The 20,913-nt window shown below is 36.3% G+C and carries 17 protein-coding genes and 1 other annotated feature; of the genes, 11 read left to right on the forward strand and 6 right to left on the reverse strand.

Annotation, left to right across the window (positions count from 1 at the left end; translation table 11 throughout):
* The first annotated feature begins 143 nt into the window (after window positions 1-143).
* Both ISU02_RS21665 and ISU02_RS21670 read left to right on the forward strand, forming a co-directional pair.
* Window positions 144-569, forward strand: a complete 426-nt coding sequence (locus ISU02_RS21665) for a thioesterase family protein (protein WP_194703948.1) — start codon at window positions 144-146, stop codon at window positions 567-569.
* Window positions 570-709: 140 nt separating this feature from the next.
* The gene (locus ISU02_RS21670) at window positions 710-1,363 is read left to right on the forward strand and encodes an HAD family hydrolase (protein ID WP_194703949.1); all 654 of its coding nucleotides are present in this window, start codon (window positions 710-712) and stop codon (window positions 1,361-1,363) included.
* A gap of 4 nt (window positions 1,364-1,367) precedes the next feature.
* Here the strand turns inward: ISU02_RS21670 and ISU02_RS21675 are convergent, their stop codons facing one another.
* Window positions 1,368-2,963 carry a putative bifunctional diguanylate cyclase/phosphodiesterase gene (locus tag ISU02_RS21675; protein WP_194703950.1) on the reverse strand — a complete coding sequence of 532 codons (1,596 nt, stop codon included), beginning with the start codon at window positions 2,961-2,963 and terminating at the stop codon, window positions 1,368-1,370.
* A gap of 135 nt (window positions 2,964-3,098) precedes the next feature.
* Here ISU02_RS21675 and rlmD point away from each other — a divergent pair, with 135 nt between their 5' ends.
* A complete protein-coding gene (rlmD, locus tag ISU02_RS21680) occupies window positions 3,099-4,475 on the forward strand; it encodes a 23S rRNA (uracil(1939)-C(5))-methyltransferase RlmD (RefSeq protein WP_194703951.1) in 1,377 nt (458 codons plus the stop codon).
* A 246-nt stretch (window positions 4,476-4,721) separates the two neighbouring features.
* Here the strand turns inward: rlmD and ISU02_RS21685 are convergent, their stop codons facing one another.
* Window positions 4,722-6,455: an IS1182 family transposase gene (locus ISU02_RS21685; RefSeq protein ID WP_194703952.1), complete on the reverse strand. Its 1,734-nt coding sequence runs from the start codon at window positions 6,453-6,455 to the stop codon at window positions 4,722-4,724.
* A gap of 241 nt (window positions 6,456-6,696) precedes the next feature.
* Window positions 6,697-8,739: an oligoendopeptidase F gene (gene pepF, locus ISU02_RS21690; RefSeq protein WP_194703953.1), complete on the reverse strand. Its 2,043-nt coding sequence runs from the start codon at window positions 8,737-8,739 to the stop codon at window positions 6,697-6,699.
* A 175-nt stretch (window positions 8,740-8,914) separates the two neighbouring features.
* Here pepF and ISU02_RS21695 point away from each other — a divergent pair, with 175 nt between their 5' ends.
* Window positions 8,915-10,078 carry an O-antigen ligase family protein gene (locus ISU02_RS21695; protein ID WP_194703954.1) on the forward strand — a complete coding sequence of 388 codons (1,164 nt, stop codon included), beginning with the start codon at window positions 8,915-8,917 and terminating at the stop codon, window positions 10,076-10,078.
* Here the strand turns inward: ISU02_RS21695 and ISU02_RS21700 are convergent.
* A complete protein-coding gene (locus tag ISU02_RS21700; protein WP_194703955.1) occupies window positions 10,075-11,058 on the reverse strand; it encodes a D-cysteine desulfhydrase family protein in 984 nt (327 codons plus the stop codon). The two genes, ISU02_RS21695 and ISU02_RS21700, sit on opposite strands and share 4 nt — an antisense overlap.
* A 156-nt stretch (window positions 11,059-11,214) precedes the next feature.
* Window positions 11,215-11,409 (forward strand) — a binding site (T-box leader).
* Window positions 11,410-11,424: 15 nt separating this feature from the next.
* Window positions 11,425-11,694 (reverse strand): hypothetical protein, encoded by a 270-nt coding sequence (locus ISU02_RS21705; RefSeq protein ID WP_194703956.1) that lies wholly within the window; start codon window positions 11,692-11,694, stop codon window positions 11,425-11,427.
* Between the two features lie 197 nt (window positions 11,695-11,891).
* On the opposite strand from ISU02_RS21705, the gene aspS reads away from it, so the two are divergent.
* The 7 genes from aspS (at window position 11,892) to ISU02_RS21740 (ending at window position 20,692) form a co-directional block, all read left to right on the forward strand.
* Window positions 11,892-13,184: an aspartate--tRNA(Asn) ligase gene (gene aspS, locus ISU02_RS21710; RefSeq protein ID WP_194703981.1), complete on the forward strand. Its 1,293-nt coding sequence runs from the start codon at window positions 11,892-11,894 to the stop codon at window positions 13,182-13,184.
* A 75-nt stretch (window positions 13,185-13,259) separates the two neighbouring features.
* A complete protein-coding gene (locus tag ISU02_RS21715; RefSeq protein WP_194703957.1) occupies window positions 13,260-14,315 on the forward strand; it encodes an HD domain-containing phosphohydrolase in 1,056 nt (351 codons plus the stop codon).
* A 138-nt stretch (window positions 14,316-14,453) separates the two neighbouring features.
* Window positions 14,454-15,425: a helix-turn-helix transcriptional regulator gene (locus ISU02_RS21720; RefSeq protein WP_194703958.1), complete on the forward strand. Its 972-nt coding sequence runs from the start codon at window positions 14,454-14,456 to the stop codon at window positions 15,423-15,425.
* A gap of 95 nt (window positions 15,426-15,520) precedes the next feature.
* Complete coding sequence (locus ISU02_RS21725) at window positions 15,521-15,964, forward strand: GyrI-like domain-containing protein (protein WP_194703959.1); 444 nt, start codon at window positions 15,521-15,523, stop codon at window positions 15,962-15,964.
* Window positions 15,965-16,309: 345 nt separating this feature from the next.
* Window positions 16,310-17,254, forward strand: a complete 945-nt coding sequence (locus ISU02_RS21730; protein WP_194703960.1) for a cation diffusion facilitator family transporter — start codon at window positions 16,310-16,312, stop codon at window positions 17,252-17,254.
* A gap of 214 nt (window positions 17,255-17,468) precedes the next feature.
* Window positions 17,469-18,221, forward strand: a complete 753-nt coding sequence (locus tag ISU02_RS21735) for an exodeoxyribonuclease III (RefSeq protein WP_194703961.1) — start codon at window positions 17,469-17,471, stop codon at window positions 18,219-18,221.
* A 65-nt stretch (window positions 18,222-18,286) separates the two neighbouring features.
* Window positions 18,287-20,692, forward strand: a complete 2,406-nt coding sequence (locus ISU02_RS21740; protein ID WP_194703962.1) for an EAL domain-containing protein — start codon at window positions 18,287-18,289, stop codon at window positions 20,690-20,692.
* A gap of 19 nt (window positions 20,693-20,711) precedes the next feature.
* Here ISU02_RS21740 and ISU02_RS21745 read toward each other — a convergent pair whose 3' ends face one another.
* Window positions 20,712-20,900 carry a DUF4250 domain-containing protein gene (locus ISU02_RS21745; protein ID WP_194703963.1) on the reverse strand — a complete coding sequence of 63 codons (189 nt, stop codon included), beginning with the start codon at window positions 20,898-20,900 and terminating at the stop codon, window positions 20,712-20,714.
* Between the last annotated feature and the right edge of the window lie 13 nt (window positions 20,901-20,913).

The raw sequence follows: 20,913 nt of genomic DNA on the forward strand, positions 1-20,913 counted from the left end.
TAGCAATGTTTAAATTTGAGGGCGTTAATAAGAGTCTTTGAGCATAAATTATCTAGAAAAGGGTAAATAAGAAATAGGCGAATTTTGAAGTTTGAATGTAGGGCGGTAAAAGCATAGTATACAAACAGGACGGAGGTGCGATTATGTTAGAAATGAAAAAAATTGAAGTGGGCAAGTCGATGGTGATTCAAAGGAAGATCATGGAAGAAGATACATCGTTAAACTATGGTAGCGGGAAAATAGAAAATCTTTTTGCGACGCCAAGACTGGTTGCATTGATGATTGAAGCAAGTTCAATGCTTGTTGACAATATGTTGCCAGAAGGGTTTGTATCTGTTGGCAAGCATATTGAAGTAGACCATTTCAAACCGACAATGCTGGGCGGAACGGTTTCTGTTGCTGTAAAGGTACTGGAATCTAGTGAAGATAAATTGACGTTAAGTATGGAGGCATATGATGAAATTGGTAAAATAGGCGAAGGTAAACATGTGCGTTACATCGTCAATCAAAAGAAACTCCAAGAAAGAGCATACTTGAGAGAAACAGAGATTCATCAACCAGAGTATTAAGATGAATTGCATTATGTCCTTAAATAAGATAATATAATATCAAAAGTAAAAAGATTTGTGACTGTCACAGATCTTTTTTTGATAGATCGCATTTGGAATTAGGTGCGATTTATTAAAAAAATGATGAAAAGAGGCCTTAAATGAACTATTTTAAAGATATAGAAGCCATTATATTTGATCTTGATGGTACGCTTGTGGATTCCATGTGGATATGGAAACAGATTGATATTGATTTTTTAGAGAAAAGGGGTTATGCACTTCCAGATGATTTGCAAAAGAGCATTGAAGGGATGAGTTTTACAGAAACCGCTTCATATTTTATTAAACGATTTAACTTAGTGGAAACACTTGATGAAATAAAAGAAGAGTGGAATAAAATGGCGCAGCAATTTTATGCAGAAGAAATAAAACTTAAAGAGAATGTGCACTTGGTTATAGATTATGCACATCGTCACAACATTAAGTTGGGGATTGGCACAAGTAATTCCAAGGAACTGTTGTTGACGGTGTTAGAAGCTAATGGCATTCAGTCATGCTTCCATAGTTTGAGAACATCTTGTGAAGTTGAAGCCGGGAAGCCAAGTCCAGACATTTTTCTTAAAGTTGCTGAGGACTTAGGCGTAGCACCTGATAAATGTCTGGTCTTTGAAGATACACATGCAGGCATTTTAGCAGGTCGGAATGCAGGCATGAAAGTGGTTGCCATTTACGATGCGTTGTCGGAGCCCTATACTGAAATCATAAAGGAAGATGCAGATCACTACATCTTAAATTACACAGAACTTATGGAATAAGACTTTATTTGTTTCGAATATGATAAATTTTAATGTCCTCCTCGAGGATTGTGCTGATAATTTTTTCTTTTGTAACGGGATAACCATAGTAATAGCCCTGAACATATTTATAGGAGAAATGTTCTAAATAGTTTAAATGTGTATCGCTTTCAATCCCCTTAATAATAACGCCAATATTGAGGTCGTGAATGATGTCTATAAGTGCTTTAAGGATGCTGTGATCATTAGCATGTTCATAAAAAAAGCTGATGTCAATCTTCAAGAAATCGATAGGCAGTTTTTTGAGGTAATTTAGGGATAAATACTCTTTACCAAAATCATCAATAATGATTCTAAAGCCAACTGTTCTTAAAGCCATAATTTGTGAAAAAACGGCATCAAAATCATTTTCAATAATTGTTTCACTTATTTCCAAACAGATCGTACTCGGATCTGTTTTTTTCTCATTCAAGATATTTTCAAGATCTTTAATAGCGATTGCTGCCAAGAGTTCCTTAGAGGAGAGATTAAATGAAATGTAAACAGGTTTATCTGAGTTGTTGACGATATTGTTGAGATCACAAACTTCATTAAATACAAATTTATGAATGTGATCCATTAAATTAAGTTCTTTAGAAATGGCTAAGAACGTGCTAGGTGGAATATTGCCTAAAGAACTCTGCCATCTGAGCATGGCTTCAATGAACTGGATACCATTTGTCTTTATATCGTAGACAGGTTGATAATGAATCAATAGAGCATCATTGTAGACGTCGTTTTGAAATTCTTCCTGCAATTGACTGATGTAAGTAGATTTTTTCTTAGTGTTTTCATCATAGTATGCAAATTGATTTTTGCCTGCATTTTTGGCTGAATACATTGCCATATCAGCACTTCCAATAATTTCGTCATACATGCTGCCGTGAAGGGGAACAATTGCGATGCCCATACTAAAAGACATGAGAAATTCATGATTTCTCACATAGAGCGGTTGTTCGAAGTCGGTATAGAGTTTTTTAGCAAGATAATTAATCGTATCATAGTCATAAATGTCTTCTGTTAATACGATGAATTCATCACCGCCAAATCGATAGACTTTGCCGCAATCAATAACGCTCGTTGACAATCTTTCAGATATATTGACGAGCATTTCATCGCCAAAGGTATGGCCGTAATGATCATTAATGTGTTTGAAATTATCGAAATCTATAAAGAAGAGTGCCCCTTTTATAACGGTTTGAGAAGAGCGCATAAGCAACTTTTGAATGTCCAATTTTAGCGTATGGCGATTTGGAAGATGTGTGAGGCAATCATAAAAAGCGTAATCCTCTATTGTCTTTTGCTTTTCAACAAGAGTATTCTTTTGAGATTCTAGCATATTGCGTTGTGAGACGAGTGCCTCATTTTGAGCTTTCAATTCATCTTCCGAAGCAATTAGTGTCTCAAGTAAATTGTGAAATTCATGCTCTTTTTGAATGAGTGTTTTCTCTATATTTTTACATCTGCGGACATAGGAAAGAAGATAGATCATCAAGATAATGACAAGTAAAAAAAGCGCTATCATTATAATGATTATGTTAAAACTACCTTCCGCATAATTGGGTATCATAAATGATGTCATAAAAAAGCCCCCTAAGTATATTTTCTCTTTATACCCACTGTAAAGTTTGATAAATCATTTTGATTAAAGCTTGTTATTGTAGTTTGATATTTGATATAATCAAAGTCGAATTTTAAATTTGAAAGGATGTTGAATTTGAAAAAGGGCGATGAGATAACGATTAAAATTGAAAAAATGAAGTATCCGAATGTTGGCATTGGATTTTATAATGATAAAAAGATTCATGTGAAGAATGTCTTGGAAGGTCAAACTATAAGATGTAGAGTGAGTAAGAATAGAAGTGAAAAAAGAGAAGCACGATTACTTGAAATCATTGAGAAAAGTCCTAAAGAGCAAGATTCATTTTGCGAGCATTATGGTCTTTGTGGGGGATGTCTATTTCAAACGCTCTCAGGTGATGGACAACTTCAAACCAAGTATGACATGGTGAAATTGCTCTTTGATGAAGCGGGATTGGAAATTCCTTTTGAAGGGATATTGCCGAGTCCTCAAATTTTCGAGTATCGAAATAAGATGGAGTTTTCATTTGGAGATGAGGCTAAAGATGGCCCGTTGAGATTGGGGATGCATAAAAAAGGGCGATACCATGATGTCGTTAATGTGGACAAGTGTCATTTGATAGATGAGGACTACAGAATTGTATTGAGAAGTGTTTTGGCATTTATGACGCGCAATGGTGTGCCAAAATACAATAAAAATACAATGATAGGATTTTTAAGACATCTAGTTGTTCGTAAAAGCTATAAAACAGGTGAAATTCTAATCGGATTATCCGCATCTACGCAGGCAATTGATCACAAGGGCACGCCATTTAACACAAAAGCTTTTTCAGAAATGCTTTTAGAGTTGCCGCTTAAAGGGCAAATTGTTGGGATTCTCTATGTAAAAAATGATGGCATCAGCGATGCGGTGCAAGGTGAATATGATATTCTATTTGGCCGAGATTATCTATTTGAAAAGCTTTACGGGCTCTCATTCAAAGTCTCTTTTTATGCCTTCTTTCAAACGAATACAGAAGGTGCAGAACGGCTTTATGAAGCAGCACTGAATATGATTCCCAATTTAGAAGGTAAAGTCGCTTTCGACCTTTTTAGTGGCACTGGAACGATTGGACAAATCATGTCGAAAAAGGCAAAAAAAGTGATTGGCATTGAAATCGTTGAGGATGCGGTTCAATCGGCTAAAGAAAATATGAAACTCAACGAGATCCACAACTGTGAGTTTTTATGTGGAGATGTTTTTAAGGTGCTCAATGAGATCTCAACAAAACCAGATATTATTGTGGTTGATCCACCGAGAAGCGGTATGGGAGAGAAGGCGACGATTAAAGTAGCCAGTTATGGTGTCGATGAGATCCTATACATTTCATGTAATCCGAAGTCTTTACTTGAAGATCTTATGGTTTTGAAAAGACAAGGCTATCAAGCAGAAAAAATCTTGCTTGTAGATATGTTTCCTTGGACAGGTGCCGTGGAAAGTATCTGTTTACTAAGAAGGGTTTGCAACGGTTAGAAGAACTTAGAAGAGTATAAAATTGCCGACTTGCCTACATTTTGCGGACTCTAAAAAAAGGGGCAATCGGGAAAATACCTAATTGACCTCTGAAAAACAATAAACATAAAGGAATGCTAGAAATGAGGCTTACGTTGAGTCCTTTCTAGCATTTTTTTATCTGGATTTTGTTTTTATCTCACTTATGCCTGATTTTTGAGCATAACAAAAATAAGTTTGATCCAGAGGCGATTGTCATAATTAAAATTATGCTGCTTGGTCAATTTTCCCTTCAAATCTTTTGATTTTACCCATTAAAAACTTATGATATTTGTCTATGTTTTTACCAAAAGCGAATAGCATAAATTCTTTTAGTACCTTATCTTGTGAACGATGGTTAAACTGTCTGAAGTCATCGTTTGCTTTCATATTTCCAAAGAAACCTTCCGTTTGAATAGAGCGAATTTGTCTGTTTAGAATGCCCTTGTCACTGTGTATATTATTGTATGATTTTTCTTTTAAACCGTCCCAGCATTCATTGACTTTTATCACTTTGTTTTTAGCACGGTGCTTGTTTTCATCGTATTTGTATAAACATTTTGGCTTTAGTTCACAATTACTGCAATCTTTGCAAGAGTAAACTTGATGTGTTTGCGTATAGCCTTTCGAGTGGCTGACCTGTGTTTTATCAAATGTAATCAAGCGATTATTTGCGCAAAGATAACCTGAGTCTACTTTCGTCATATTTCTATACTTACCAATATCACCTTTGTAAGCACGCTTTTTCATCCTTTCATGTTCTTGGAGTTTGATAAAACTCTCAATCCCTTTTTGTTGAAGAAAAAGCAAGTTCTTTTCACTACTATAACCGCTGTCTGCCGTCACTTCGTTCGGATAGTGGCCAAGATGTTCTTGATGCATCTCAAGTACGGGTATTAAAGGATTGTAATCTGTGCGATCTGCACTCACATAACTATGCACCACAAAGTAGTTTTCAACTGCAACCTGTACATTGTAAGCCGGTTTGAGTTGACCATTCATCATATGATCATCTTTCATCCTCATAAAGGTTGCTTCCAAGTCTGTTTTGGAATAACTATTTCTATCTGATCTCATGATTTTAAATGATGTTTTATATCTCATCAGTCGCTCACCAAAGACTTCAAATCTTTCGTATAGCTTTTGAAGATCGCTTTTCCGTTGGCCTTTTCCATCAACGAATGCAATGCCTTCTCCTTTAGCAATCACCATAAGTTTCGCTTGTATTCTAAGCATTTCTAGTGGCGACATGTTATCGATCTCAATGAGTGCATTATTAGATAGCTTTTTCTTGTCGTTAGCTTTTCTTAATCGGTTCTTTTGGATGACTTCACGCACTTTTTCCATACCTTCGATTATGAACATGTTCATGGTGGAAAGTGTGTACTTCACATCGTAAGCATTTTCTGTAATTAGGGTATTGTAATCATTATAACTATTCTCAATAGCATCTAGTAATCCTACAAGGTGGTAATTTAAACTGCCGCGCCAAACAAATGTGTAACGATTGGCATTCGCTTCAATTTTTGTTCCATCAATGAACAGCGCTTTTAATGACACAAAGCCTTCTTTTTCTAGTTTTCTTATGAACTGATAATGTAAGTCCTTAAGAATCTCGTTCGTTAGTTTGTTATTGATGAAATCATAGAAAGCATCGCGCTGTGGCCTTTCTCCTTGAGCAAGCCAAATGTAGGCAAGGTCTCTTGTGCAGAGTTCTACAATTCGGTCTACTGCTCTTACACCTCTAAGCGCAGAATAGACTAATATTGAAAATAACATAATGGGATTGTAACCTTTTCGTCCCAACCTACTGTACTGATTTAACAAACTGGAGAAATCCAGTTCTTTCATAACACGTTTTACGATGTGTACAGAATCATCTGATGGAACACCAATTTGGTATAAATTATAATTTATTCGTAGTTGCCCTAATTCAAAAAAATCGTTATAATAATTATGCATGTTTTTATTATTTTGTACGTATGTTGCAAGACTATGTGCAACGAGATTAAGATGGTGGTCAGACCATCTTTTTTTCGTACAAAAATCCTCCTATAATGTCTATTCGACACTGATAGGAGGATTTCCTTTTTGATTATAATTTTTTTTCTGGAACTATCTATTTCCCGACAACCCCTTTGCATTGAATATCCCCTAGAATGAATCTTAAGAAGTTGATTATAAAAATGGCTTATTGAAAAGATCATTGAGCTGGTACCAAAATTTTTTGTCCAACTATGATCAAATCTTTGTCATTGAGTTGATTGAGTTTTAAGAGGACATCTATTGTCGTATGATACTGAGCCGCTATTTTCCAAAGCGCATCATTTGCCTTGACGGTATACGTAATCGTTTGAGGCGAAGCTATTTTCTTTTCAAGTGTGGCTTCGAATGTGTCTACAAGTTCTCCGAAGTATGTGAGCAAGTTGTCTACAGGTGCAGAAGCAGTCATATCAACACCAGCTTTTTTCAATATATCCACAGGATAATCAGAGCCGCCAGCTGCGAGGAATGTCAAATATTTTTCAATTGCTTGTGGTTTGTTTTCAATGATATTATTCACAATTTCATTGGCCGCAGACATGCTTGTGGCATACTTGTAAACGTAAAAATTCATGTAGAAATGTGGAATGGTGCTCCAACCCGTTTTTGAGACATCATCTACAGTGTAGTCAGGACCGTAATATTTGTGCAACAGTTCTAACCAGAGATTGTTTAAATAATCAGCAGATAAGGCTTCACCAGACTCTACTTTTTCGTGGATGGTTTGTTCAAATTCAGCAAACATAACCTGTGTGTAAACGGTGCCACGGATATTGTTGATTTGCATGTTGAGCAGGTAAAGTCTCTCATCATCAGATTTTGCATTTTTAATGAGATAGTCCATCAATAAAATTTCATTGGCAGTGGATGCCACTTCAGCTGTAAAGATAGGATAATCTGCATTGAGATAGTTTTGAGCACGGTCGGAGTAAACAGAGTTGATGGCATGTCCCATTTCATGCGCCAATGTGGAAACGGCATCTAAACTGTTATCATAATTGAGGAGAATATAAGGATGTGTGCTATAATTCCCCCAGTTGTATCCACCAGTGTACTTATGATCATCTTCATAGACATCTAGCCAATTGCTTTTAATACCATCGTCAAATGTTTTGATATAATCGTCGCCTAGAGGAGCCAGTGCAGTCTCAATCGTTTTAACGGCATCGTCATAAGACATTTCAAAATCAAAATTGTCAACGAGTGGTACGTAGCAATCATAACTGTGAAGTTCATCAAGTCCCATGGCTTTTTTCCTAACAGTATAATATTTGTGCAAATACGATAGGTTTTTGTTGACGGAATTCACAAGATTGTCATAAATAGATTTTGGAATGTATTCGGCATCAAGTGATGCTTCTAGAGCTGAATTATAACCGCGAGCCTTGGATAAAAATATATTTTTTTTAACTTCGGCATTCATAGTTGCGGCAATAGTATTAATAATAGCTTCATAAGAAGCATATTTTGCATGATAAGCTTTTTCGCGTAATGCGCGATCATTGGATTCAATGATATCGTAGTAAGTAGAACTGTTGAGCACCAGTTTCTGTCCTTCACTATCCAGAATTTCGGGTTTCACATAATCTGCCAGAGTGACTTTATCATATATGTCCTTTGGTGAACTGGTTGTTTCTGAAGCAAGGGCCAATATCTTTTCCTCATCTGAGGAGAGCACATGTGCTTTTGATTTAATCAATTTGTCAAGTGTCATATTGTAAGGTGCCATTTCAGGCAATGCCATGAAATCTTGAATAACGCTTTCATCGAGTTTGAGAATTTCAGGTATGGCGAACGCAGTTGCACTTTGATAGGCACCGTAGGTACTATCTGCCATACCAGCCATTTCTGTAGCTTCAGAGCTATCTTGATTAAGATCCATAATGAGGTAAGGGTACATATAGACATTGGTTAAAATTGTTGAAGTTTCAATGTCGAGCTCAAAGTAGGCAATGATGTTTTCAGCAGTAGACAATTTACCTTCATAGGTTGCAAGCTTTGGAATATACTCGTCATTTAAAAGCTTGACATCTTTTTCGAAAGCACTTCGATCTGAATAAAGGTCTGTTAAGTCCCATTTGTATGCATCGGAGACATCCTCTCTTGTAGGGATATCCAGTGCAAATGAGAAGCTTTGACTGAATAGAATCATTGTGATCAGTAAAAAGGATATTAAATATTTCGTATGTTTCATATGTTTCATATAAATCCCCCTTTAAAATGAATTGTACATATAAAAAAATTTATATACTAAATTTATCCTAACATTTTATGGCAAATAATTCAATAAATAATATTTTTATACTAATAAAAAAGTTGTTGAATAATGGAATACGCTTTGCTAAGATAAGTTCAGTCACAAATAAGGAGTGAACAATTTGAATCGCAGTTTATTATTGATCGTGGGGTCTCCCTTTACAGCTTGGTTACCTCTTTTTTTAGGTGCAAAGAAGAGCATAAATAGATCGACTAAAATCGTGCTGCATCCAGTTACTATCGGTGTAATCGGTTTATTTTTTTGTGCTGTTATTTCGTCAGTTTACAATCGAGATGGGCTGTCATTTTTGGCAAGTTTTGTTTTTGTGCTCTATTTCTTTCTAATCCATTGGGTGCGTGATGAACTCTTGAGTTTTGAAAGGATACATCGCCTGTTGAGAGCATTATGGGTTATATCTTTGATGCCAGCACTATGGGGTATTTTAGAAAAAATGATTTCAACACAAATTGAGATGACTTGGATGGTAAAACTGTTTTGGAATCCAACGTATTTCCCAACGGTTGAGAATTATAGAATCATGAGTACATTTGGCAATCCAAATGTCGCAGGTGATTGGTTCGGCATGATGTCACTGCTCAGTTTTTATTTCCTAGAGCATTGTGATTATAACAAAAAGAGACTGATTATCTCAGGGAATATTCTTTTTTTATGTAATTTGATTTTGACGGGTTCAAAAGGTGCCATGACAGCATACATGCTGTCCACTTTTGTGTTTGCAATGCTCAAGCACAGTAAAAATACATGGCGATTTTTAATCTTTTTTTCAGGTCTTTCGGCACTGGGCATAATGATGTTTTTTAATCTCTTCGAAACATATAATTCACGCGATTTGATTTGGCAGGGCTGTATTGAGATTATAAAAAAATCTCCAATGTTTGGATGCGGCCTATTGGGCATTTATCCGAGAATTCACGAAGTTCATGGTCACAATTTATTAATTTCCATAAGTGCCAGTCTTGGTGTTTTGGGATTGTCAATAACGCTGTATTTATTAGCTTATATTGTGAGAACGCTTTGGCAACTCAATCGAAATAAAGTGAGAATGGCCCCAATTTTAACCAGCTTACAAGTATTCTTATTGGCACACAGCACGGTGGATTTCACAATTTTGGCACCTCAAATTGGGATAATCTTTTTTGGCATATGTGGGCTGATAACGCATTTTGGAGCTGTATTTCTAAATCAAAAATACCCGAGTATCCATTTAAATTTAAAGAGGATAAGACGTGGTCTTATCCTCAAACCTAGAAGGAGTACCTATTAGAAATTAAATTGAGCACTAAAACTGTGAAGACCTGATAACCCGCCTGTATGGATGAAGAGAATATTCTGGGAATTATCAAAAGTGCCCTTTTCGATTTCATTATAAAGGCCTCTAAAAGCTTTTCCAGTGTAGACGGGATCTAGGATAAGGCCTTCAAGAGAGGCAATTTTTTTTATGAATTCAAGTTCAAAGGGTTGTGTTAATGCATAGCCAATGCCTTCGTAGCCACCAATGATTTGAATGTCTTCTGTGTTGAAAGTGGCTTCACAATTCATGATGGCAAGTGATGCCTTGACGATTTCAGTGATTTCAGATTTAAAGTAGTCAGGTGTTGAAGAAATGTTAAAGCCAACGATTTTTTTAGGGTAATTCTCTAAAAGGTTTCCAAGAAAGAGGCCACCATAAGTACCACCGGAACCCACTGTAGTCACAATGGTATCAAATTGAATGGACAGATCTTCTTCCTGTGCTTTGATCTCTTGAAAGCAGTTGTAATAGCCAAAGTTGCCAATACCGTTAGATGCTCCTATGGGAATAATGTAGGCTTGGATGCCTTTTTGCGCATAATCTGTTTTAAGTTGTTCCATGTAGTTTAAATAGTCTCTATTGAATATTTCGGGTTCGAGGTATGAAATTTGTGCGCCCATAATTTCATTGAGCAAGAGATTACCCTGAGGATGCTCTTGTTTGGCACCTCTGAGAACGAGGTGTGTTTTTAACCCCAAGTGGTTTGCAACTGCAGTTGTGGCTCTAGCGTGATTCGATTGAAGACCACCACATGTGATTACTGTTGTTGCACCTTGTTGAATGGCTTCATTCAGGGCATATTCAAGTTTTCGAATTTTATTGCCAGACCATTCGTTACCCGTATAGTCATCGCGTTTAATATAGACATTTTTATGGAGTAATTGAGAAATATGAGACAGTTTTTGGATGGGTGTTGGCATGTTCGCAATGGATAGTCGTGATGGAATTTTCATAGAAACCTCCTGATAGTGTGACGCGAAAGCGTTTTCTTTATATTATTCCATAATAATTAGGAGACATCAAGATGGCTTTAAACAAGATGCCTTTAAAGATAAAAAATATTGACACTCATGAATTCATCTGGTAGAATAAGTCCAATATAATTCGAATTAAAGCTATTGAAGGGAAGAGTAGTGGTTTTGGTGGAAAAAAGCGAGAGAGTGATGGTGTGAGACTCTCATGATGCCAGATTATGAAAGACATCCCGGAAGTGTCGTTCTGAATAGAGTAGGAGCGAACGGTTATCCTCCGTTATAGGGACCTGAGAATAAATAGGATGGCACCGTGATACCTTCACTCCTTTAGGAGTGGAGGTTTTTTTATTTAAACAACAAGATTTGAGCCAAAAGCTGTGCTGAGGCATGTTCACCCTCAAACAGCGTCAGCGAAAATCGTTTTGAGGCATCGAGCGATGAATCAAATGTTGTTGTACGCAAGATTTGAGCCAAAAGCTGTGCTGAGGCATGTTCACCCTCAAACAGCGTCAGCGAAAATCGTTTTGAGGCATCGAGCGATGAATCAAATGTTGTTGTATGCAAGATTTGAGCCAAAAGCTGTGCTGAGGCATGTTCACCCTCAAACAGCATCATGTTGTTTCCTATTTAAACCAAGGGTGGTACCGCGTAATTCGCCCCTTGAGCAGACGTGCTCAAGGGGCTTTTTTTTAAAACCAACAAGATTTGAGCCAAAAGCGGCGTCAGCGAAAATCGTATTGAGGCATCGAAAGATGAATCAAATGTTGTTACAACAGGAATTAGTGTTGAAAATAAATATATCGAGGAGGTAGATCATGAGAATTTTGTCGTCAAATTTGAAAAATAACATAGGTGAAAGCGTTTTAGTTAAAGGTTGGGTACACCGCATTAGAATATTAAAATCGGTCACTTTTATCATTTTACGAGATCGATCGGGATGTGTTCAATGTGTCTTTGAGGGTAAACCAGAGTGGACAAAAGGACTTAAAATTGAAACCGTAGTAGCGATTGAAGGTCTTGTATGCACTTCTAATAATCAATATCAGTCTGTTGAAATACAAGGTAAAACCTTGGAAATACAAAATGAAGTTGCTGAGGACTTGCCCATTCAAATAAATGGAGACCACTTGGAGGTCAATCTTGAAACAATTCTTAACAACAGAGTGCTCGCGTTAAGACATTTTCAAAATCAAGCTATCTTTAAGCTTCAAGCCCTGATTGTAGCTGCTTTTAGACAGTTTTTAGAGGCCAATGATTTCTTGGAGATGTTCACACCTAAAATTGTCAAAGAAGGTGCGGAAGGTGGTGCTGAAATCTTTAAACTAAATTATTTTGGTGAGACAGCCTATTTGGCACAGAGCCCTCAATTTTATAAGCAAATGATGGTTATTGCGGGATTTGAACGTGTTTTTGAAGTCGGATCGGTGTACAGAGCAGAGCAACATAGCACCAATAGACATTTGAATGAATATGTAAGTATGGATTTTGAAATGGGGTTCATAGAGGATGAGTACGAAGTGATGGCAATGGAAGAAAAACTTCTTAAATTCATGTTCCAAACACTTGCTGAAAAGGGGAAGACTCAATTTGAAGCTCTGGGGATTCAATGCCCTGTCGTTCCAGATATCATTCCTAAATTAAAAATGAAAGAAGCTATAGAAATCCTCAAAACCCATTATCAGAGACATGAGCTAGATGGCGATTTGGACCCACAGGGGGAACGAGAAATTTCGGCCTATGTTAAAACAAAATATGGAAGTGAATTTGTTTTTATTACACATTATCCAAAACAAAAGCGCCCGATGTATACAAAGTGTTATGATGAGAGTGACGAAACCCACAGTTTTGACTTATTATTCAGAGGACTGGAGATTACAACTGGAGGGCAACGCATTAATGAAAAAGATATTTTAATAGAGCGTATGGTGGCAAAGGGTTTAGATCCAACACTCTATTCAAGTTATTTAGAAGCTTTCAAATATGGTGCACCAGCACATGGTGGCTTGGCGATTGGACTCGAAAGATTAACGGCACAAATTATGGATTTGAGCAATGTTAGGTTAGCATCTCTTTTTCCAAGAGATCAGCAAAGACTGTTGCCTTGAAATGTTTCTTGTGTAAAATCAATTTATCTGGTTAAATATAAAGTACAGATTGTTTTCATTTAACAAGAAGATGAAATGGGCATTGAAGCAAAATTGGAGGTTGCTATGGGGATGGTGCGTGAGCAAGTCGTTATAATTGATGATGAGATGGAAATTTTAAATTCTATTCGAAGGATTCTTAAGAATGAACCCTATGACACACACTATTTTTCAGATGCTTCAGAAGCGATGTCTTATGTTCAAGATCATAAAGTGGATGTTGTTTTGTCAGATCAAAGGATGCCAGAATTCACGGGCCTTGATATTATCTTGAGTGCCAGAAGCAAATCCAACACAGTTAGCGGTATTTTGATGTCTGGGTATACAGACTTTGATGCAGTTGTCGCCGCGGTGAACGATGGTGAGATCATAAATTATCTTACCAAGCCTTTTGATATAGAACGCCTTAAACAGCTTATTGTTCAGGGGATTCAGATTAAAAAGGATAAGGATGAACTAAACGCCATCAAACAATATAAGCTTTTAGATCGAAATTCACTAGGACATGTAAACAAGCGTCTTGAAGACAATCAGCAAAAATCTATGGAAGTGATCATTGGGGCATTGAGTCAATTGATTAAGGCAAAGGATCCCGAATTATATGAGCACTCCAAGCGCGTTTCAAATGTGGCACTGTTTATAGGTGAACAATTAAGTCTTGACAATGAGACATGTATGTATATTAGGTTGGCAGCTCAGGTTCATGATTTAGGCAAAATTTCATTGAGAGATCAAATTGTCTATAAAAAGAGCAGCTTAAATGAAAATGAATATTTTGAAATGAAAAAACATCCTGTGGTGGGCGCTGAAATTTTACGACAGTTTCAAATCAATGAGTATCTGGTGCAAATTGTCGAACAGCATCATGAAAGAGTGGATGGCACGGGATACCCCAAGGCGTTATCCGCAGAAGAGATCACCATTGGTGCTAAGATATTGGCAGTTGCTGATGCTTATGATGCCATTACATCCGATAGAGTTTATAGGAAGGGGCTTTCTAAAGAAGAAGCACTCGAAATTATTACAAAAGCTAGCGGTAGCATATACGATAAAACGATCGTGAAGGCCTTCATTTTGGGGTTGAATTCATAATATAAGTATAGCCATAGCAAAAAAACTGTTCTGAGGGACGGTTTTTTTGTTTTCTATACGCACCTTTGCTATAATGATGCTGGATGGAGCTGTTATCTTCAGTTACGACCAGATTAAAGATAAAATGAGGGATCAAAAATGAAAATGTATCGATTGATGGGAATCCTATTAATGCTTGAAAATACAACAACTTTGACTGCAAAAGAGCTTGCTGATCACTTTGAAGTCTCTATTAGGACGATCTATAGAGATTTGGATATACTCTCTCAAGCCGGTTTTTCAATTGTAACTGAAAGTGGTCATGGCGGTGGTATTTCGCTTATGAATTCCAAAAGAATTCAACTCAAAGCGATGGATGAAAATGAAATTTTAAGCTTAGTTCAAAAAATAATCGTGAAGGATTCTAAAGACGTCATTTCAGAAAATATTGCGCTTAAGATAAGAGGCCAGTTGACAGAGGACTCTCAAAAGAAGTTTGATATCTTAAAGAAAGCGATGCTTGTAGATCACACTACTTGGGATGGCAAGGACTATTCTGTTGGAGAGAAGAGAACGCTCATTCAAAAGGCCATTTTGAATCAACTGAAAATGAAAGTGGATTATGAAGGCAATCGGGGACTGACAATTAATCGCATCATTCACCCGTTGGGGCTGGCTCAAAAAAATCAACAATGGTATTTAGTGGCTTATTGCGAAATGAGAGAGGATTACAGAGTTTTTAAATTGTCGAAAATGATCATGCTAAAACTTTGTGATATCACTTTTAAAGTGCCACCACATTTTGATCTTGAAGTGTTCTGGGATGAATCCGTCAAACGTCGTATGGGGGCTAAAAATAGACATGCTCTCAGTGAAGGTGAGAAGTTTCCAGGGAGTGGATATCCAGTCGAGTTGGCATGTGATCAAAATTTTTTGAACTATTTGGATGCTTTTGAAATGTTAACCAGTTACGGGAGTGTACATACCTTTAATCTGATCAATGAAGATGTAGCCATGTCACAGCTTTTTTTACACTGTGATGCCATCAAAATTATTTCTCCTGATGCTCTTAGAAATAGAATTCAGAGGAAGGCTGAAATGATCTTAAAAAAGAATTTTAATATTGGCTGACATATAGGTGTCAGTCAATATGATTTAAACTGTATATAGCGATGACAAAGACGCATCCAAATTATTTATAAGTTCTTTTTATGAGGAGGTAGATTATGAATTATCAGATGGTTAGTTTTGAATCTAAAAAGATAGTAGGCATGGCTTATACCGGGAAAAATCAAAATTCGGTGCTTGTTGATCTTTGGAAAGTTTTTATGAAAAGATATCAAGAAGTTGAGCATACAGCCTCTGAGGTAATGTATGGTATTAGCTATGATTACTCAGGAGACGGTAAATTTTCATATTTAGCTGGCGTCGAAGTGGACACAGTAACTCAATTGCCCAATGGCATGATTTTAAAAGAAATTCCCGGAAGAAAATATGCGGTTTTTACATTTAGAGATCAACTCTCCAAGATGCCCGCTTTTTTTGATCAAATTTACAATGTATATTTACCTGAAAATAATTTGACAGCAGACTTGGATATATCATTTGAGTACTATGACGAACGCTTTTCCAAAACGGGTGAATGTGATATTTACATTCCCGTAAAGTAAAAATTAATAACTTGACGCATTGAATTGATTATGCTATTCTTTGTCATGTAAGGCAGATTTTTTCGGGCGATTGCAGTAAGTAAGACTTATGGGCCAAGTTTTTGGACATAGGTCTTTTTTTATTTGTTTAAAAAGCTATTTTTTTGTTTAAATAATAGATAGATTATTTTTTTGTTATGGATATAAAGGAATTCCTATTGACTCTATGATTACTATAGGGTATAAGCTTGTTACATAAATGAAATAGTTTGCACGTATTGATTTATGGATTTATTGATTTTGAATGCAAGAGAAAAACCGTATATTTTGTAACGAGCTTATTTTTTATATTTAGGAGGAAAGTTAATGGAAAGAGAATTGTTGAGAAGTCAACAAGCTAAAAAAGTAACTCTTGTTGGATTTTGGGCGAATGCCGGCTTATCCCTTTTAAAATTAGTAGCGGGGATTTTAGGTCGAAGTAATGCTATGATAGCGGATGGTGTACATTCCCTCTCAGATTTTTTAACGGATATCATTGTTATTATTGGATTCAAATTGACTGAAAAGCCTGAAGATCATGATCATAATTATGGGCATGATAAATACGAAACGCTAGCTACAGTTATGGTCAGTATTGCATTGTTGGTTGCTGCAATAGGAATTTTTAAATCGGGTATGGGCAATATTATGAAAGTTGTCAGAGGTGAAACAATCCATCAACCAGGCGTTATTGCTTTGGCAGCTGCGGTTATATCTATTTTAGTTAAAGAAATTTTATATAGATATACCATTAAAATCGGCAATGAAATCAATAGTGGTGCAGTTAAAGCAAATGCTTGGCATCATCGATCCGATGCATTTTCTTCCATTGGAACAATGATCGGTATTGGTGGCGCTATTGTACTCGGCGAAAAATGGGCGATACTAGATCCAATAGCTTCTTTGGCGGTCAGCGTCTTGATTGTAAAAGTGGCTGTGGAAATTTTTTTACCAGCCATTAATGAACTTTTAGAGACATCACTTGATCCAGAAGAAATGGAATGGGTTAAAAATGTTTTAAGAAAAGAGGCTGGTGTCGTTGGCTTCCATGAAGTAAGAGCGCGTAAACTTGGAAATAAGACAGCAGTCGAATTTCACATTATGGTAGATCCGTTGATTAATATTACCGATGCACATGATATTTCAACGGATATTGAAGATACTCTGAAAGATAAATTTGGAGAAAACAGTATTGTTACGGTTCATATTGAGCCTTATAGTGAAGAAGAGGCGCAAAATGGATTACATTATGAAATAAATGAAAAAGCTTAAAAAAGTGCTATAATTAGGAGATAGAAATCATGACCAAATGAAGATGATTTCAATAAAGACAAAGTTGGTGTGGCAAAAGTCAAGAATGGATCAATCGTCTGTTAGGCAATCGCCTATATAAGAGATGGTGCTTATGGCAGTATGTGATATGGCATGTGGTGGATTGGAATTCGGAATTGACTTTTGATGCTCTAAACATTGAATTGGAGGAAAAATGAAATTCATATCATGGAATGTGAATGGCATTAGGGCTTGTGTCAAAAAGGGTTTTATGGATTACTTTAACAGTATGGATACTGATTTTTTCTGCTTGCAAGAGACAAAATTACAGGAAGGTCAGATTGAACTTGAACTTAACGGCTATCACCAGTATTGGAATTATGCTGTCAAGAAGGGCTATTCAGGTACTGCCATATTTACAAAACATAAACCGCTTAAAGTTCTATATGGCTTGGACATAGAAGAACATGATCAAGAGGGCCGTGTCATAACCTTGGAATACGATGATTTTTATTTGGTAACGGTATATACTCCTAATGCTAAAAGAGGTCTTGAAAGACTGGATTATAGAATGGTCTGGGAAGATGATTTTAGAGCTTATATTGAAACACTTAAGGCTAAAAAAGGGGTCATTGTTTGTGGTGATCTCAATGTGGCTCATAAAGAAATCGATTTAAAAAATCCAAAGACAAATACTAAAAATGCAGGATTTACGCCAGAAGAAAGAGAGAAAATGACCACACTCTTGGATCATGGTTACACAGATACGTTTAGATATTTTTATCCAGACCTTACAGATGCATATTCGTGGTGGTCCTATATGGGAGGCGCAAGAGATCGAAATGTGGGGTGGAGAATTGATTACTTTATCACCTCAAACGATTTGCAAGAGCGATTAGAAGGTGCAGAAATACACTCTGAAGTTCTGGGCAGTGATCATTGCCCTGTAGTTTTATATCTTAAATAAACGCATATTTTAATGACAAAAGGGTAAATTACTAATAGAGACTCAAAGCATAGGAAGTGATTAATATGACTGGAATCTATTTTGTACTTTACTCTTTTCTTATTTACAGTTTTCTCTTTTTGTATGTATTCACATCATATATGAGTTACAAATGGTGGGGATCTAAATTTGAAAAATACTCTCAATTCATACATGGCTTTATACTGGGACTGGGTGGTGTTATTGCCATTTCACTCATTGTCATTCTCGGTCTAAAAAATGTGGATGATGGTCGCTTTGCTTTGATCACTTTGGCCACGCTCTTTTATGGTCCTGTTGCAGGGAGTATGAGCTTCTTAGTGATACTATGTCTTTTGCTTATGTTAAAACGTGCCTATATATTTTTATATATAATTCTGGGCATTACTTTAATTTTAAACACGACGTTTATGAAACGTTTTTTTGATAGACGCAAGTCAACCTATACTTATGTGACGATTTTGTTTATTGCAGCAGTTAACAATATCCTCGCTGTGATTGTGAGCATTTTTATCTCTCCAGAATATGGACAAGTGGTTGAATCTCAGAGGCATTTTATTTTGATATTTATTCAATTTGTACTTTTGGTAATGCTTTTAAGTAGTGTTATAAAAAAAGAGAAAGCCAATGATGGCTATATTAGCGCTCTGCTCCTCTCAAAGTCTGATCTTGAAGCTCAAAATGAGGAAATTAGAGCGTTATATGAGGAGATGGCCGCCACTGAGGAAGCACTTCAAGCCAATTATGACGAACTCTTTGAGTATCGCTGGAAGCTCGAAGAAAGCGAAAAAAGGTATAGCCGTGTTATTACAGCAAGTGAAGAGGGTTTCTTTGATTATTATCCGGTCACTAAAGTATGGTTTGTATCGGATCGATTTTGTAATATTTTTGGGTTTGAGGCAGAGGAGAGCAACATAGTTACGAATTCCTTTTTTAATCGATTGGGTGAAAAAGGGGCTAAAATAAGTGCCTGTTTTGACTCGCCAAAGGCTTGGCAGGAAAAAAATCGATTTTCAGAGGAAATTCAAATTTTATGTAAAGATGAAATCTATAGATGGGCACAGATAAACGCAATTGCAGAAAGAGATGAGATTGGGCGTTTAATGCGGATCACAGGCTCTTTATTAGATATTAATCAGCGTAAGATTGAACAGGAAAAAGTGGAGTTCTATGCCTTCCATGATCCTGTAACGGGTTTTCTTAACGAGGATTACTTTGTGGAGGCCATATTGCACCACTCAGGGAAATCGTTGGTGATCTTGTATGTGGCAATTTATGATTTTAGAAGATTTGCCATGATATATGGCAGTAAAATTGCAGATATTATTCAGTATCAACTGGGCATTTATATTCATGAAATTTTTGATAAGGCGATCACATACAGCCATATTAGGTCTGGTGTTTTTGGTGTATTACTAAACGATGAGGCAGAAACGATTGAATATATTCGGACGAATATTAAAGAACTGGAAAACTTGTACAAGCAAGATCTTTTTATTGGGAATTACAACATCAACATATCGCTGATGTTCCCCTATTGCATTAATAATAAAGATCTTTCAATTGAAGAAGTCATGGAGCATATTGAAGTGACCTATGAACATTGTAATGATAAAAAGATCACCTATAAGCTACAAGGCTTTTCAAGCGTATACTTTAAAAATAAATCCTATATAAAACAGGTCTCTAATTACCTTTTTAAGGCTATTTCAGAAGAGTTGTTTACAGTGATGTACCAACCTCAGTTTGAGGAGGGGAGAATAATAGGCGTGGAAGCGCTTGCAAGATTAAGTCATCCTACAATGGGCTTTATCCCGCCAGATGTATTTATACCAATAGCAGAAGAGCTTGGCATTATACATGAAATAGATCAACTTATTATAAATGAGAGCTGTCAGATGATTGCAAACCTCAATAGAACAAGGGGCTGGACGCTGAAATTATCTGTTAATCTATCTTTTTTGGACTTGATCAGTGAACAAATTATCAAGAATTTTATTGGCATTGGAGAAAGATACGGCCTCAATAAGGGTCTGCTCTCTTTTGAAATAACGGAAACGGCAATTTCTAAATATATAGAAGGCCTGCATAGCAGTTTGAAAATGATCAGTGAGGCGGGTATAAAAATAGAACTGGATGATTTTGGTACCGGCTATTCGTCATTGAAGTATCTCGGCGAACTCCCAGTAGAAGTGATCAAAATTGACAAAGCTTTTGTGGCTACCATAGAGGCGAGTCCCAAAATGAAGGGCTTGGTACAACTGATGATTGATGTAGGTCATTTATTAAATCTAACAGTAGTTGCAGAAGGCATTGAAAATATAGAGCAATTCAGAATTTTAGAATCTCTAAATTGCAATCGCTATCAAGGCTACTATTTTTCAAAACCGTTAAGTGAGCCCGACTTAATACAATTTGCTGAAGATAACTTGAATCATGATGTTAAAAAATAGCAACTATGGATGTTGCTCATTAAATACTTTTAAATTGGTTGGTTAAAGGATCATAGTAAAAACTGTGGTCCTTTAAAGTTGTAATGAGTCTGTCACAATCTAATTCTAAATCATCGCAAAGCTGATCTAATGATGCATATTGATCTCTGAGTTTCATATTGATCACGCTGACACAAATGTCTGGATCTTCAGGTAGTTTAAAAATCATAATAACTGTTCCT

It is taken from the genome of Fusibacter ferrireducens, from assembly GCF_015352425.1.
Lineage (GTDB): Bacteria > Bacillota > Clostridia > Peptostreptococcales > Acidaminobacteraceae > Fusibacter_A > Fusibacter_A ferrireducens.